The sequence below is a fragment of the Glutamicibacter sp. BSL13 genome (assembly GCF_052928425.1).
Genome location: NZ_JAVGCZ010000006.1, coordinates 39341 through 54175, shown reverse-complemented (window position 1 = coordinate 54175; position 14835 = coordinate 39341). Strand labels below are relative to the sequence as shown.

Sequence of the window (14835 nt, the reverse complement as noted above, 5' to 3'; positions counted from 1 at the left end):
GCGGCGTCCTGGATCAGCAGACAGGCAAACTGAGCTGGCATTTTACTTTTTCAACGAAAGGAATGTCGGCCATGCCGCACCCGAGCACCCTTTGGATCAAAAACCCGCAAGGCATCCTCAGCGACACCGATGCCGGCAACGGCATCGTCGTCCGGGACAATCTGATCATTGAACTGGTCCCCTGCGGGGCGCAGCCCACCACCGCGTATACCGAGGTCTTTGACGCGGCCAACCATGTGCTCACGCCGGGGTTGGTCAACACGCACCACCACTTCTACCAAACCCTGACCCGCGCCTGGGGACCGGCGGCCAACGCCCCGCTCTTCCCGTGGCTGCAGAACCTCTACCGGGTGTGGGCGCGGCTGACCCCACAAGCCCTGGACGCCGCGGTGCGGGTGGCGCTGGCAGAACTGCTGCTCTCGGGCTGCACCACCGCCGCCGACCACCACTACCTCTTCCCGGCGGGCATGGATGAATCCATTGACATTGAGGTCGCCGCGGTGCGGGACTTTGGGATGCGCGCCACCTTGACCCGCGGGTCGATGACGCTGGGAGAGGATGACGGAGGGCTGCCGCCCCAGTCCACGGTGCAGGAGCTGGATGTGGTGCTGGCCGACAGCCAGCGGCTGATCGAGGCCTACCACGAGCCCGGGGAGGGCGCCACGATCCAGATCGCCCTGGCCCCCTGCTCCCCGTTCTCGGTGACCACCCAGGCCATGAGCGAAAGCGCGCGCCTGGCCGGGCACTACGGGGTGCGCCTGCACACGCACCTGGCCGAAACCCTGGATGAGGAGGAGTTCTGCCTGAGCCGGTTCGGGCTGCGGCCACTGGACTACCTGGACAGCGTGGGCTGGCTGGGACCGCACACGTGGCTGGGGCACGGCATCCACTTCAATGACGCCGAGATCCGCCAGCTGGGCGCGGCGGGCACCGCCGTGGCCCACTGCGCCACCTCGAACATGCGCCTGTCCTCCGGCATTGCCCGGGTGCTGGAGCTTGAGCAGGCCGGGGTCCCGGTTGGGCTGGGCGTGGATGGTTCGGCCTCCAACGACGGCTCGAACATGATCCTGGAGGCCCGTCAGGCCCTGTACCTGCAACGGCTGCGCTACGGGGCGGACGTACCTGTGGAACGCGCGCTGCGCTGGGCCACCGAGGGGTCGGCGCGGGTGCTGGGACGCCGGGACATTGGCCGCATCGCGGTGGGCCAGCAGGCGGACCTGGCGTTCTTCAAGACCGATGAGCTGCGCTTCTCGGGCAGCCACGACCCGTTGGCCGCCCTGCTGCTGTGCGGTGCGGACAAGGCCGACCGGGTCATGGTCGCCGGGCGGTGGCGGGTGCTGGACGGTGCCATCCCGGGACTGGACCTGCCGGCGCTGATCCATGAGCACCGCCGCCACGCGCGGGCGCTGGTGGATTTGTCCACCCCGGTAATCCAGTACAGCTAGCCGTTCTCCGGCCGGATGCCGGTTCGCCCTTTACCGGCAGCGAACCGGTGTCGGGCTTTAGGAACAAGTAATCCCCTGCTGCCGGACTCATACCGGGGCAGGGGATTGTGTCGTTGGGGGAAGCCTCCAGGCTAGGTGGCCTCGTCGTCGAAGGGGGCCGGCTCCCCCGGGGCCAGGCGGTCGGTGGCCGCCGGGGCCACGGATTTGCGGATCGGGGCGGCCGGGGCGGATTTTGCGGCGGTGACCGCCTCATCGAATTCGTCGACTAGGGCTTCCTTGATGATCCGCCGCGGGTCGTACTGGCGCGGATCCAGTTTCTTCCAGTCCATGTCGGCGACTTCGTCGCCCACTTCCTCCCGCAGCTGCTCCCTGGCCCCGTTGGCCATGCGGCGCAGTTCCTTGACCAGGTTCGCCAGTTTCCGGGCGTACTCGGGAAGCTTTTCGGGGCCCAAGATCACCACCGCGAGAATCGCCAAAACGACGAACTCGCTACCGTTGATACCTGCAAACTCCACGATAGAAAGATTACCCTGTCATCCGGGCATCGGCCTAAGCGCGCTGCCGTGTCGAGAGCCGGTGCCCCGGCGTGCTAGCTGGCGCTGGGCATGATCTTGCCGGCGATGCGCGGCAGCGAAACCGTCAGCGGGGCCTTGGTGTTGGCGGGGTTGCGGTGTGCCAGCGCATCACGCAGCATCGCCCGTCCACGGTGGATGCGTGAGCGCACCGTGCCCAGTTTCACGTTCAGGGCGTTGGCGACTTCCTCGTAGGAGTACCCCTCCAGGTCACACAGGACAATCGCGGCTCGGAACTCCGGCGCCAACGCCTTCAGGGCGCTGTGCACGTCCACATCCAGGTTGTTCAGTTCAAAGCCGCGTTCGGGGCCCGGCGCGGTGCCTTCCAAACGGTCCTCGGCCCCTTCGGCGAAACGGTCGAAGCGGATCTTGGAGCGGCGGCGCGCCCCGTCCAGGAACAGGTTGGTGGTGATGCGGTGCAGCCAGCCGCCCAGGGTGCCCGGAGTGTAGTTCTCCAGGCCCTTGAAGGCGCGCACGAACGCTTCCTGGGACAGGTCCTCCGCGTCCTGGCGGTTACCGGTCAGCCGGTAGGCCAGGCGGAAGATGCGATCCCCATGTTCGCGCACCATGGCATCCCACGTGGGTGCGGGATCGGCGGGGGCGGCGAGTTCGTTGCGTGTAGTGCTCACGTATTAAGTCTCGGCTCTCCAGCTGAGCACAAGCTAAGAATCCACTGCGCTGAAGCCGTCAGTTGTCCTTGGGCAGCACGCCCCGGCCCGGTTAAGCCACTGCGGGGAACGCCCGCGATCGCATCAGCGCCGGGACTTCAAGGTTCTGTGACAAAGAGCGCTACGATGGACGGTGGCCGCCATTTTCATGGAATGAGGAACGCACCCACATGCCGTCGATGAACACCGAGTTGTTTGCCAGCTGGACCCATGCCCAGAACGCCGTGACCGAAGATGAGGTCATGACCCGCGCCCGGGAGCGCGGCAGCGAACTGGGAGCGCACACCATCGACCCGGCCGGCGCGTCCATCCTGCAGCTGCTCTCCAATCTTTACAGCCCCCGCAACGCAGTGCAGATCGGCGCCGGGGTCGGGGTCGCCTCCCTGTCGATCCTGCGCGGCATGGGAACCAACGGCACCCTGACCGTGATCGAAAGCGACCTGGAGAACGTGGGGGCGCTGCGCGAGGCGCTGCGCGAGGACCGGGTGCTGGGCGCCCGGGCGCGCATCATCACCGAACGCGCCGCCACGGTACTGGGCCGGCTCACCGATCGAGCGTACGACATGGTGCTGATCGATGCCGAGCACGAGAACCTGCTGGACTACGTCGCCGAGGCCAAGCGCCTGATCGGCAAGCGCGGGGTCATCATCATCTGCAACGCCTTTGACGAGCACCGCCTGGCCAAGCCAGCCGTGCGCAAGGCCTCCACGGTGGCCATGCGTGATGCCATGCGGATGCTGCGCGAGGACCCGAACCTGCTGTGCCACCTGCTGCCCACCGAGCAGGGCTTGTTCATCGCGGCAGCCAAGCACTAGTACGTCCGTAGGACGCAGGAGGAACGGGGCCGCCCGCCGCGGCGGGTGCGCGACGGGCTGGTGACAGACCAAAGGGCCGGCGAATGCCGGCCCTGAGAATCCTTATTCAGTGACGTTTACCAGACAATTACGCAGCTCGGTGGCCTCATCTGCATTCAATTCGACCACCAGGCGACCGCCGCCATCGATGGGCAGGCGCAGGATCAAGCTTCGGCCTTCCTTGGTGACTTCCATTGGCCCATCACCGGTGCGTGGCTTCATCGCCGCCATGTACGTTGTTCCCTTCGTCAGTGACCGGAACGTTCAACCGCATACCGGTTCAACGCCCGAGCCGTCCTATAGTCCGCTCAATCAGCTGGGATTACCTTGTTGATTTGGAGACTCTATACTCTCCATTATTCCTAATTTTCGCCCGTGTCGCTAATCACACGCCGCGACTCGATGTCATGAATCTTATTCTCCAGCCGGTTGATGCGCGCAGCGAGCTGATCCAGAACGTCGTCCACCTGGTCGCACCGGTAGCCGCGCAGCCCAATGGAAAAACGCACCGCATCCACGTCGCGGGCCGAGGGTTCATCGGGCAGCAGCACCGGCGGCAGTGACGCCTCGGGCTCAATCAGGCCGGCCACCGGTTCGCGCGGCACCTCGAAGCGCCGCCCCGCGGAGCGTGCCGGACGGCGCAGCGCACTGAGGTAGAACGCCGCCGCACCACACAGCACAATCGCCAGCGCCACCAGCAGGAAGGACATCAGATCCCTTCCGAGTTATGCGAGGAGTTTGCATCAATCAGCGCGCTGATCACCACGTCAACCGCTTCGTCCGGGTCATCGGTGAGGGTGAACAGGTTCAGGTCCTTCGGCGAGATGCAGCGCTCCTCGGCCACCACGTTCGTCAGCCAGTCGACCATGCCGCCCCAGTAGTCCTTCCCCACCAGCACGATGGGGAAGCTGGTGATCTTCTCGGTCTGAACCAGGGTCAGCGCCTCGAAGAGCTCATCCAGGGTTCCAAAGCCGCCGGGCAACACGATGAAGCCCTGGGAGTACTTCACGAACATCGTCTTGCGCACGAAGAAGTAGCGGAAGTTGATTCCCTTGTTCACCCACTGGTTCAGTCCGGTTTCGAAGGGCAGCTCAATGCCCAGCCCCACCGAGACTCCCCCGGCGTCGCTCGCGCCGCGGTTCGCCGCCCCCATGATGCCCGGGCCCCCGCCGGTGATGGTGATCAGTCCGGCTTCGGCCAGGCGGCGTCCGATGCGCTCTGCCTGTTGGTAGTAGGGGCTGTCTTCCCCGGTGCGGGCCGAACCAAAAACGGAGACGGCCGGGCCGATCCCCGCCAGGGTGCCGAAGCCGGAGACGAACTCGCTTTGAATCCGCAGCACGCGCCACACGTCATTGTGGGTGAAGTCCTCCTGCGGCCCGGAAAGCAGGTAGCGGTCCAGCTGCATGCCCGGGGTCTTGCCGGGCCACGAGGCTTCGACGTGCAGTTTTCTGCCGGCTCGTGCGTTTTGTTCACTCTTGCTTTTGTGGGCCATGACTTCACTCTATCCGTCCCGCCACCACTATGGGCTGCTTCATTGCATCCTGTTAGCGAACAAATGACGCCCTTGCTCCCGATCCGGCGCCGCACCCCTACCCCAGGGCAGGTGCCGCCACACCCACTCCGCTGCTGGCGGATGCCTTCACCGCCCTTGGCAGCTAAGACTGGGTTCACCTTTCGTGAATCGCTCGGACCCCAGGCACGCAAGGCGCCTGCCCGCGCACCGGCCTGGTCCCGCCTTTGCACCCCGAATTTGCGCGATTCCCGCTGCGACGTGCGCGTTACCATTTGGTAACAACTTCTGGACGAGTGTGATTCGTATCGCGTTACCCCGGTCACATGGGCTAATGTCTAATCTATGAAAAGAGATCCTGCGACTCAATCTTCATATGACGGCCCGATTGTTCAGCTGACCGCGGTCAACAAGCATTACGGTGCCCTGCATGTCTTGAACGACATCAACCTTGAAGTTACCAAGGGCGAAGTAGTCGTGATCCTCGGTCCGTCGGGCTCAGGGAAGTCGACCCTGTGCCGTGCCATCAACCGCTTGGAGACAATCGATGACGGCACGATCAAGATCGATGGCGAGACCCTGCCCGAAGAGGGCAAGGCCCTGGCCAACCTGCGGGCCGATGTCGGGATGGTTTTCCAGTCCTTCAACTTGTTTGCGCACAAGACGATTCTGGAGAACGTCACCCTGGGCCCGATCAAGGTCAAGGGTATGAAGAAGACCGAAGCCGAGAAGCTGGCCATGCAGCTGCTTGAGCGGGTGGGAGTGGCCAACCAGGCCAACAAGCTGCCGGCCCAGCTCTCCGGCGGCCAGCAGCAGCGTGTGGCCATCGCCCGCGCACTGGCCATGCGCCCGAAGGTCATGCTCTTTGATGAGCCGACCAGTGCGCTGGACCCGGAAATGATCAACGAGGTGCTGGACACCATGGTCACCCTGGCCAAGGAGGGGATGACCATGCTGGTGGTCACCCACGAAATGGGCTTCGCCCGCAAGGCCGCGGACCGGGTGATCTTCATGGCTGACGGAAAGATCGTCGAACAGGCCGCACCGAACGACTTCTTCACCAACCCGCAAACCGACCGGGCCAAGGACTTCCTTGGCAAGCTCATCACCAACCACTGATACACACACCCGCATCACAAGTAGGAGAACATCATGCGTAAGACACGTTTCGGTTCGATTCTCGCCATGGCCGCGGTGGCAGGCCTGGCCCTGACCTCATGCGGCGGATCGGGCTCCGATGACGCCGGAAGCGGCGACGGTGGCGGCGAGAAGGTGCGCATCGGCATCAAGTTCGACCAGCCGGGCCTGGGCTTCAAGGAAGGCGATGAGTACACCGGTTTTGACGTGGACGTCGCCAAGTACGTCGCCAAGGAGCTGGGCTACGACGAGGGCAACATCGAGTTCGTCTCCGCCCCCTCGGCCAACCGCGAAACCCTGCTGGAAACCAACCAGGTCGACATGATCTTCGCGACCTACACCATCAATGACGCCCGCAAGGAGCGCGTGGCCTTCGCTGGCCCGTACTTCGTGGCCGGCCAGGACCTGCTGGTGCGCACCGATGATTCCACGATCACGGGCAAGGACTCGCTCGATGGCAAGAACCTGTGCTCGGTCACCGGTTCCACCTCGGCCGAAAACGTGAAGAAGGACATCCCGGGCGTCAATCTGGTCGAGCAGCAGGGCTACGCCGACTGCCTGGGCCTGCTGGAGACCGGTGGGGTGGACGCGATCACCACCGATGACATCATCCTGGCCGGCTTGGCCGCCACCGAGGCGAACAAGGGCAAGTTCAAGGTCGTGGGCGCACCGTTCAGCGAAGAGCCCTACGGCGTGGGCCTGAACAAGGAAAACGACAAGTGCGAGGACATCAACACCGCCATCAAGAAAATGATCGATGAGGGCGAGTGGGAGAAGGCGCTGAACGCCAACACCGAAGGCACCGGCTACAAGCCGAACGCCGAGTTGAACCCGCCGACCGAATTCGAGGCCTGCAGCTAGTCAGGCCAGCGCACTAACGACGTGGTGCCGTGTTTCGGTTCGCACCGGGCACGGCACCACCGGTTTCCACCCCATCCACCGACCAAGGAGAACACGTCGTGGAAGGCTATTTAAGTCTTTGGGATGAGTACGGTGAGCGGATCCTGGAGTCCTTCTGGGCCAACCTGCAACTCACCTTCTGGGCCGCCTTGGCATCGCTGGTGCTGGGCACCTTGCTGGCCATCATGCGGATCAGCCCCATCCCCAGCCTGCGGGCCTTTGGCACCGCCTACGTCAACATCTTCCGAAACACCCCGCTGACCATCATCCTCACCTTCGGTGTGCTGGTGCTCTTTGGCGTTTTTGAGCTCAAGCTCAGCTCGGATTTCAACCTGAACTTCTTCCAGATCGCGATCATCGGCCTGAGCATCTACCATGCCGCGTTCTTCTGTGAAGCCATCCGCTCCGGGGTCAACACGGTGCCGCTGGGACAGGCCGAGGCGGCCCGCGCCATCGGGCTCAGCTTCCTGCCCGCGGCGCGCATCATCATCCTGCCCCAGGCGTTCCGCGGGGCGATCGCCCCGATGGGCAACGTGCTGATCGCACTGATCAAGAACACCACCGTGGCCATCGCCGGATCAGTCGCCGAGATTTCCGGGCTGATGAAGACGATGCTGGAGTACCGCGCCGACGTGGGCATCCTGATCTTCCTGACCGTGGCACTGATGTTCGTCATCGTCGTGCTGCCGATCGGAGCGCTGACCACCTGGCTGTCCAAGAAACTGGCGGTGGCACGATGAGCAACGCACAATCGGTTCTCTTCGATGCCCCGGGGCCCAAGGCGCGCCGGCGCATCATGGTCCTGAACATCATCGGCATCCTGCTGGCCCTGGCCCTGATCGGCTACATCCTGTACGTGATGAACAGCAAGGACCAGCTGAACCCCGAACGCTGGGCGGTCTTTGCCAAGGGTTCGATCTGGTCGAACTACGTGCTGCCGGGCCTGCTGAACACGCTGAAGGCCGCGGCGATCTCGATCGTGACCTCCCTGGTCTTTGGCTTCATCTTCGGCATGGGACGCCTGGCCCACAACAAGCTGATCAACTTCCTCAGCTCGGTGGTCGTGGAATTCTTCCGCGCCGTGCCGGTGCTGCTGATGATGCTGTTCCTGTGGATCATGCTGGCCCGGGCCGGCTGGGTTGAACCGGCCAGCTCACCGTTTGTCGCGGTCGTGATCGGGCTGACCCTTTACAACGGGTCCGTGGTGGCCGAACTGATTCGCTCCGGCGTGCATGGGCTGCCCAAGGGCCAGCGTGAAGCGGGCATCGCCATCGGGCTGACCCGTGGCCAGTCGCTGCGCCTGATCGAGATCCCGCAGGCGCTGACCGCGATGCTGCCGGCACTAATCAGCCAGTTCATCGTGATCCTGAAGGACTCGGCGCTGGGCTACATCATCAACTTCAACGAACTGCTGTTCAACTCGAAGCTGGTGGGTACCGGCAACTCGAACATGCTGCAGGCGCTGGTGATCTGTGCGCTGATTTTCATCCTGCTGAACTTCGCCCTGTCGAAGCTGGCGGAGATCGTCTCCCGCCGGCTGAGCAGCCGGGTTCCGCGGGACAAGAAGGCGGCCCCGGCACCCAGTGCCACCATGCCGCCGGATGTGGGGATCCCGGCCGCGGGAAACAACTAGGGATGAGGGGCCTGCCCCTTGCCACTCCCCCGAATAGCACTGCAGCGCCGGCGATGGAACACCCATCGCCGGCGCTGCAGTTTTTTCGTGCCCGGCGCCAGGGCCTGTCCGTAAAGGCCCGTAACGCTTCCGGCGCTACTCCTGGAGCCAGCTGCGCAGCGCCTGGGCGCAGCGCCGGATGGCCTCCAGGGGCACGTGCTCATCATCGGTGTGGGCCAACAGCGCGTCCCCGGGACCGAAGTTCACGGCCGGGATGCCCATGGCCGAGAACCGGGCCACATCCGTCCAGCCGTACTTGGGTTTGGGCTCCTGGCCCACGGCGGCCACCAGTGAGGCGGCGATCGGCTGGTCCAGGCCCGGGGTGGCCCCCAGCGCCCCGTCGGTGCGCTCCACCTCAAAGCCCTCCATCAGCTCCCGCACCACGGCCTCGGCCTGCTCCACGGTCTTGTCCGGGGCAAAGCGGTAGTTCACGCTCACCTCGCACAGGTCCGGGATCACGTTGCCGGCGATGCCGCCGCTGATCCGCACGGCGCTCAGCGACTCCCGGAAGGCCAGGCCCTGCACGTCCACGGTCTGGGCCCGGTAGTCGGCCAGGCGCTGCAGGATCGGGGCGGCGGCGTGGATCGCGTTCTGCCCCATCCAGGCGCGCGCAGAGTGCGCCGCCCGGCCCTGGGTGCGCACGATGAAACGGCTGGTGCCGTTGCAGCCGCCCTCCACCGTGCCGTTGGTGGGCTCCAGGAGTATTGCGAAGTCCGCGGCCAGCAGGTGCGGGGCCTCGCGCTGCAGCCGGCCCAGTCCGGACTTGGCCGCTTCCACCTCCTCATGGTCATAGAAGATGTAGGTGATGTCGTGGGTTGGGTTGCGCAAGGCGGCGGCCAGGTGCAGCTGCACCGCCACCCCGCCCTTCATGTCGGTGGCGCCGCGCCCGTAGAGCACCCCATCGATTTCGCGCGCGGGCACGCCGCCGCGGGCCAGCGGGTCGGTGGGCAACGGGACCGTGTCCAGGTGTCCGGCCAGCACGACCCGGCGTTCCCGGCCCAGGTTGGTGCGCGCCACGATCGCATCCCCGTATCGGTGCAGTTCCAGGTGCGGGCAGGCTTCGAGGGCGCGGTGGATCGCATCGGCCAGGGCGCGCTCGTTGCCGGAGACCGATTCCATGTCGATGAGTGTCGCGGTCAGCTGGGCGACATCCGCTTCCAGGTTCAATTCCATCGGGTTCAACCTACTCATTCCTGCTGCTCATTGCGTAATGGGAACGTCATTTGCCCACGATACCGGCAGGATACGCCGGTACGATATCTTCATGACTTCAGCAGTTGACTCAACCCATCCTCCCGTCCGCCTGGCGTCGGCGCACGGCCTGGCCACGATCGCCCAGGACGGCACCGTCCTGGATGTTTGGTACCCCGGCCCCTGCCTGGGAGTGCTCAACGACCTGGAGCCGCAAACCGGCGAGCTGGCGGCCCTGGCCGTGGAGGATACGGCCCGCGGCACCCGCCAGGAAGTCATCTCGCTGACCATCAACCTGGATGTCGCCCCGGCCGACACCGCTGACGTGTGGCTGCGCCTGCACCTGCTCTCGCACCGGCTGGTCACCCCGAACTCGATCAACCTGGACGGGATCTTCTCCCACCTGCCCAACATTGTCTGGACCAACTTCGGCCCCTGCCTGGCCGAGGGGTTTGAAAAGACCCGGCTGCGGCTGCGTTCACGCGGGGCGGTGACCGTGTACGGGGTGGACAAGTTCCCGCGCATGGTCGACTACGTGGTGCCCTCCGGTGTGCGCATCGCCGACGCGGACCGGGTGCGCCTGGGCGCGCACCTGGCCACCGGCACCACGGTCATGCACGAGGGGTTCGTGAACTTCAACGCCGGAACGCTGGGCGTCTCCATGGTGGAGGGCCGGATTTCGGCTTCGGTCGTGGTCGGCAACGGCTCGGACGTCGGCGGCGGCGCATCCATCATGGGGACCCTCTCCGGCGGCGGCAAGGAGCGCATCTCCATTGGTGAGCGCGTCCTGCTCGGGGCCAACGCCGGGGTGGGGATCTCCATCGGGGATGACTGCGTGGTGGAGGCCGGGCTCTATGTCACCGCCGGCACCCGGGTGAGCTTGCCCGATGGCCGCACCGTGAAGGCCCTGGAGCTCTCCGGGGTTCCCGGCCTGCTCTTCCGGCGCAACTCGGTGACCGGCGCCGTCGAGGCGCTGGCGCGCACCGGCGGGAAGGTGGAGCTGAACACCGAACTGCACCAGAACTGATCAGGCGGCGCCCAGCCCCGAAGCCGGGCTGCCCCCGCACGGCACAGGCCGTGGCCGCCACCTTTCCCCGGTGGGCGGCCACGGCCTGTGGTTGATCTGATTCCGTTGGGTCAGTGATCCGTTGGAAGGCTACCGGGAATCGGCATGGGTGCCTCCGCGCTCGTGGTCCAGATCGCTGTCTCCGCGGATCAGGCGGTAGCAACCGTAGACAATCACCATCACGCCCCAGATAACGGGGATCCACAGCGGACTGCGTGACACCTCATGGCCTTGCGGGACCAGGAACAGGAATGCCGCAAATGCCAAGGTAAAGATCAGTCCGCTGAAGGCAAAGGCCAGACCACGCGTGTTGCGTCGCGGGTGGCTGATTGCTCCATGGAACACCATGATGTCCTCCATCCTGCCGTGTTGCCGCATCGGCCGACCGCAAGGACGGCCGAGGGCTACTGAAGTTCAGGTCGCGAATCGTTCATATGTTCTCCCTCCCCCGGGATGCGCCACCGAAGCAAAGACCTCGCCCCGTGACCCGGCTTGGCTCTCATTATCCCCATTAAGCTCGACGACGGGAAGGGTGGGCAGGATCCTGTCCGGCTCTTCCGCTTGGTGGGCACTACATGAAGATGATGCTCACGATCGGCTCGATGTAGCCGTGGAAGGCCTTGCCGTCGCGCATCAGGGAACTGCTGGCCACCACGGTGGCCTGGCCCATCAGCCAGGCGCGCGGTTCGTTCAGCGGCACCTCCACCAGCTGCATGTGCACCGCTTCCCGCCCGGCCAGGTGCTCGATGCCCCGGTCGGCCAGCAGCACCTCGATCTCATCCATCCGCTTGGGAACATACTGGGCGCTGCGCAGCACAAAGTCTTCAAGGCATTCATGGGCAAACAACGTGGTTTGCCCGTAGTGCGCGTTGGCCAGCTTCGCCAGCTCCGGGTAGCCCTGAGCATCCAGGTCAGGGATCCCGCCCACGTGATGTCCGTTTTGCAGCGAGCGCCCGTCTTTGACCAGGCTTTCCCACCACGAATACCATTCCTGGCGGATCTGTCCGTGGGAGGCCGGCGGCTGCAGGGGTCGCAACCGTCCCCGCTGCTCCAGTGCGCAGTTGGGGCCGAGCTCGTGGGGGTTGATTCCCCCCAGCTCGCGCAGGTACAGGGCCATCAGCAGCTGCGGGTTGGCGCAAACACCAATTGACCAGTTATTCCCCTGCCGGAAATACATGCGCACCACCTTGCCTATCGACGCACATCCCCCATAACCTTCCACGATACGCCGTACCCACTGCTTAAAAAAGGGCACCGGCACCCCGTGGCCCGCTGGGGCCTGGGGGTGCCGGTGCCAGGAGACTGGCGCTACACGGGTTTAGAGGCCCGGGTAGTTGCGCTCGGTCTCGCCGATGTACAGCTGACGCGGACGGCCGATCTTGGTGTCCGGGTCCTTGATCATTTCGCGCCACTGGGCAATCCAGCCGGGCAGGCGACCGATGGCGAACAGCACGGTGAACATCTTCTCCGGGAAGCCCATCGCCTTGTAGATCAGGCCCGTGTAGAAGTCCACGTTCGGGTAGAGCTTGCGCTCGATGAAGTAGTCATCGTTCAGCGCCTTCTCTTCCAGGCTCATGGCGATGTCCAGCAGTTCGTTGCTGCCCTGCTTGGCCAGGATGTCATGGGCGGTCTTCTTGATGATCTTCGCGCGCGGGTCGTAGTTCTTGTAGACGCGGTGCCCGAAGCCCATCAGGCGCACGCCGTCTTCCTTGTTCTTGACCTTCTCCATGAACTTCTCCGGGGAGATGCCCTGGGCGTGGATTTCGCGCAGCATCTTCAGCACGGCCTCGTTCGCGCCGCCGTGGGCGGGACCGAACAGGGCGTTGATGCCGGCCGAGACCGAGGCGAAGAGGTTCGCATCGGAGGAGCCGACCAGGCGCACGGTGGAGGTGGAGCAGTTCTGCTCGTGGTCTGCGTGCAGGATCAGCAGCAGGTCCAGGGCCTTGACCATGTCCGGGTCCAGCTCGTACGGCTCGGCGGCGGTGCCGAAGCACAGGCGCATGAAGTTCTCGACCATGTTCATCGAGTTGTCCGGGTAGAGCAGTGCCTGCCCGATCGACTTCTTGTGCGCGTAGGCGGCCAGCACCGGCAGCTTGGCCAGCAGGCGCATCGTGGAGCGCTCGACCTGTTCGTCGTTGTTCGGGTCCAGCGAGTCCTGGTACCAGGTCGACAGTGCCGACACGGCCGAGGAAAGCACCGGCATCGGATGGGCGTCGCGCGGGAAGCCGCCGAAGAAGCCCTTGAGCTCCTCGTGCAGCAGGGTGTGGCGGCGCAGGCGGTTGTCAAAGTCTGCCAGCTGCTCGGCGGTGGGCAGCTCCCCGTAGATCAGCAGGTAGCTGACCTCGACGAAGCTGGACTTCTCCGCCAACTGCTCAATGGGGTAACCACGGTAGCGCAGGATCCCTGCATCCCCGTCGATGTAGGTGATCGCGGACTTGGTGGCCGCGGTGTTCATGAAGCCCGGGTCGTAGGTGACCGCACCGGTGGTCTTCAGCAGCGGAGCCACGCTCAGCCCCTGGTTGCCTTCGGCGGCCGGTACCACTGGTAGTTCCAGGTTCGTCTGCCCATATGTGAGCTGCGCAGAATTGATCTCTGTCATTGCTTCTCCTAACCGGAAAGCTTGTAGTTCCGAAAGGTCAGTCGTCATCGTCGAACATACCGCCAATTGGCCTCACCGCGCTAATCAGCGGATCATTTCAGCCCTGGCCGGCAGAGGTCAACCGCTCCACGGCCTGGGCGACGCGCTCGTCGGAGGCAGTGAGCGCGATCCGTACGTGCGCTTCGCCTTCAGAACCGTAAAAAGCGCCGGGACCTGCAATGATTCCCAGCTCGGCAAGCCGTTGCAGGGTGTCCCAGCTGGAACGGCGTTCGGTGCACCACAGGTACAGCCCGGCCACGGAGTCCTCGATCCGCAGCCCGAAGCCCTCCAACGCCGGGCGCAGCGCGTCGCGCCGGGCCCGATAAATGTCTTTTTGTTCACGGACATGCGCCTCATCGTTTAGCGCGATGACCATGGCGTGCTGCACGGGTGCCGGGACAATCATTCCCGCGTGCTTGCGGTTGTTGATCAGGGCCGGCATCAGGTTAGGGGCCCCGGCCACGAACGCGGCGCGGTACCCGGCCAGGTTGGATTGCTTGGACAGGGAGTACAGCGCCAGCAGGTCATCGATGTTTCCGTCGCACACCCGCGGATCAAGGATGCTGGGGACCTGGTCCTCGTATTCATCCCAGCCCAGCTCCGCATAGCATTCATCGGAGGCCACCACGGCCCCCAGCTCGCGGGCCTGGCAGACCAGTTCACGCAACTCCTGAATGTCGCGGACCTTGCCGGTGGGGTTCCCCGGCGAATTGACCCACACCAGTTTCAGGTTCGCCCGCTGCTGCTCGTCCAGGCTGGAGAGGTCATCGGTGGCCACACTGGTGGCGCCGACCAGTTGTGCGCCGATGTCGTAGGTCGGGTAGGCGATGCGCGGGCGCACCACCACGTCCCCGGGCCCCAGCCCGAGCAGCAGCGGCAGCCAGGCCACCATTTCCTTGGAACCGACCGTCGGCATGACGTCGTCGGTGCTCAGTGAGGTGACGTTGCGGCGCCGGGCGTACCAGTCCACGATGGCCTGGCGCAGCTCGGTGGTGCCGTGCGTGGTGGGGTATCCCGGCGCGTTGCTGGCTTCGCGCAGTGCTTCCTGGATCAGTTCCGGGGTCGGGTCCACCGGGGTTCCGATGGACAAATCGACACTGCCCCCCGGATGCTTGGCGGCCACCTCGCGGTACGGGGCCAACTGGTTCCAGGGGTAATCGGGAAGCTGGAGCATGCGGTGAT

General features: G+C 64.9%; 17 protein-coding genes. 7 read left to right on the top strand and 10 right to left on the bottom strand.

What is annotated here, in order from left to right:
* Positions 1-71 precede the first annotated feature (71 nt).
* Positions 72-1445 carry an 8-oxoguanine deaminase gene (locus tag RCJ92_RS02080; protein WP_138177420.1) on the top strand — a complete coding sequence of 458 codons (1374 nt, stop codon included), beginning with the start codon at positions 72-74 and terminating at the stop codon, positions 1443-1445.
* A gap of 131 nt (positions 1446-1576) precedes the next feature.
* Here RCJ92_RS02080 and RCJ92_RS02075 read toward each other — a convergent pair whose 3' ends face one another.
* The gene (locus RCJ92_RS02075) at positions 1577-1960 is read right to left on the bottom strand and encodes a sec-independent translocase (protein ID WP_138177418.1); all 384 of its coding nucleotides are present in this window, start codon (positions 1958-1960) and stop codon (positions 1577-1579) included.
* A gap of 74 nt (positions 1961-2034) precedes the next feature.
* Complete coding sequence (gene sigE / locus RCJ92_RS02070; protein WP_446753622.1) at positions 2035-2646, bottom strand: RNA polymerase sigma factor SigE; 612 nt, start codon at positions 2644-2646, stop codon at positions 2035-2037.
* A 209-nt stretch (positions 2647-2855) separates the two neighbouring features.
* Between sigE and RCJ92_RS02065 the strand changes: the two genes are divergently transcribed.
* Positions 2856-3500 (top strand): O-methyltransferase, encoded by a 645-nt coding sequence (locus RCJ92_RS02065; protein ID WP_138177416.1) that lies wholly within the window; start codon positions 2856-2858, stop codon positions 3498-3500.
* A gap of 102 nt (positions 3501-3602) precedes the next feature.
* Here RCJ92_RS02065 and RCJ92_RS02060 read toward each other — a convergent pair whose 3' ends face one another.
* The 3 genes from RCJ92_RS02060 to RCJ92_RS02050 form a co-directional block, all read right to left on the bottom strand.
* Positions 3603-3770 carry a DUF3117 domain-containing protein gene (locus tag RCJ92_RS02060; protein ID WP_138177414.1) on the bottom strand — a complete coding sequence of 56 codons (168 nt, stop codon included), beginning with the start codon at positions 3768-3770 and terminating at the stop codon, positions 3603-3605.
* A 131-nt stretch (positions 3771-3901) separates the two neighbouring features.
* Positions 3902-4249 (bottom strand): DivIVA domain-containing protein, encoded by a 348-nt coding sequence (locus RCJ92_RS02055; protein WP_360028799.1) that lies wholly within the window; start codon positions 4247-4249, stop codon positions 3902-3904.
* Positions 4249-4944 carry an LOG family protein gene (locus tag RCJ92_RS02050; RefSeq protein WP_249354555.1) on the bottom strand — a complete coding sequence of 232 codons (696 nt, stop codon included), beginning with the start codon at positions 4942-4944 and terminating at the stop codon, positions 4249-4251. Before RCJ92_RS02050 ends, RCJ92_RS02055 begins: the two co-directional genes overlap by 1 nt.
* Positions 4945-5394: 450 nt before the next feature.
* Here RCJ92_RS02050 and RCJ92_RS02045 point away from each other — a divergent pair, with 450 nt between their 5' ends.
* From RCJ92_RS02045 to RCJ92_RS02030, 4 genes are all read left to right on the top strand, one after another.
* On the top strand, positions 5395-6168 hold the full coding sequence (locus RCJ92_RS02045) for an amino acid ABC transporter ATP-binding protein (protein WP_446753621.1): 774 nt from the start codon (positions 5395-5397) through the stop codon (positions 6166-6168).
* Positions 6169-6201: 33 nt separating this feature from the next.
* The gene (locus RCJ92_RS02040) at positions 6202-7047 is read left to right on the top strand and encodes a glutamate ABC transporter substrate-binding protein (RefSeq protein ID WP_054821281.1); all 846 of its coding nucleotides are present in this window, start codon (positions 6202-6204) and stop codon (positions 7045-7047) included.
* Between the two features lie 98 nt (positions 7048-7145).
* The gene (locus tag RCJ92_RS02035) at positions 7146-7826 is read left to right on the top strand and encodes an amino acid ABC transporter permease (protein ID WP_054821280.1); all 681 of its coding nucleotides are present in this window, start codon (positions 7146-7148) and stop codon (positions 7824-7826) included.
* Positions 7823-8719, top strand: a complete 897-nt coding sequence (locus RCJ92_RS02030; RefSeq protein ID WP_138926522.1) for an amino acid ABC transporter permease — start codon at positions 7823-7825, stop codon at positions 8717-8719. Before RCJ92_RS02035 ends, RCJ92_RS02030 begins: the two co-directional genes overlap by 4 nt.
* Before the next feature lie 135 nt (positions 8720-8854).
* Here RCJ92_RS02030 and dapE read toward each other — a convergent pair whose 3' ends face one another.
* On the bottom strand, positions 8855-9931 hold the full coding sequence (gene dapE, locus RCJ92_RS02025; RefSeq protein ID WP_346921644.1) for a succinyl-diaminopimelate desuccinylase: 1077 nt from the start codon (positions 9929-9931) through the stop codon (positions 8855-8857).
* A 91-nt stretch (positions 9932-10022) separates the two neighbouring features.
* Between dapE and dapD the strand changes: the two genes are divergently transcribed.
* Positions 10023-10976 carry a 2,3,4,5-tetrahydropyridine-2,6-dicarboxylate N-succinyltransferase gene (dapD, locus tag RCJ92_RS02020; protein WP_446753620.1) on the top strand — a complete coding sequence of 318 codons (954 nt, stop codon included), beginning with the start codon at positions 10023-10025 and terminating at the stop codon, positions 10974-10976.
* A gap of 129 nt (positions 10977-11105) precedes the next feature.
* Here the strand turns inward: dapD and RCJ92_RS02015 are convergent, their stop codons facing one another.
* The 4 genes from RCJ92_RS02015 to dapC form a co-directional block, all read right to left on the bottom strand.
* Positions 11106-11375 carry a hypothetical protein gene (locus RCJ92_RS02015; protein WP_138177403.1) on the bottom strand — a complete coding sequence of 90 codons (270 nt, stop codon included), beginning with the start codon at positions 11373-11375 and terminating at the stop codon, positions 11106-11108.
* A 211-nt stretch (positions 11376-11586) separates the two neighbouring features.
* Positions 11587-12192 carry a hypothetical protein gene (locus RCJ92_RS02010; protein ID WP_346921642.1) on the bottom strand — a complete coding sequence of 202 codons (606 nt, stop codon included), beginning with the start codon at positions 12190-12192 and terminating at the stop codon, positions 11587-11589.
* Between the two features lie 141 nt (positions 12193-12333).
* A complete protein-coding gene (locus RCJ92_RS02005; RefSeq protein ID WP_138177399.1) occupies positions 12334-13614 on the bottom strand; it encodes a citrate synthase in 1281 nt (426 codons plus the stop codon).
* A 97-nt stretch (positions 13615-13711) separates the two neighbouring features.
* On the bottom strand, positions 13712-14827 hold the full coding sequence (dapC, locus tag RCJ92_RS02000) for a succinyldiaminopimelate transaminase (protein ID WP_346921641.1): 1116 nt from the start codon (positions 14825-14827) through the stop codon (positions 13712-13714).
* Positions 14828-14835: the final 8 nt, after the last annotated feature.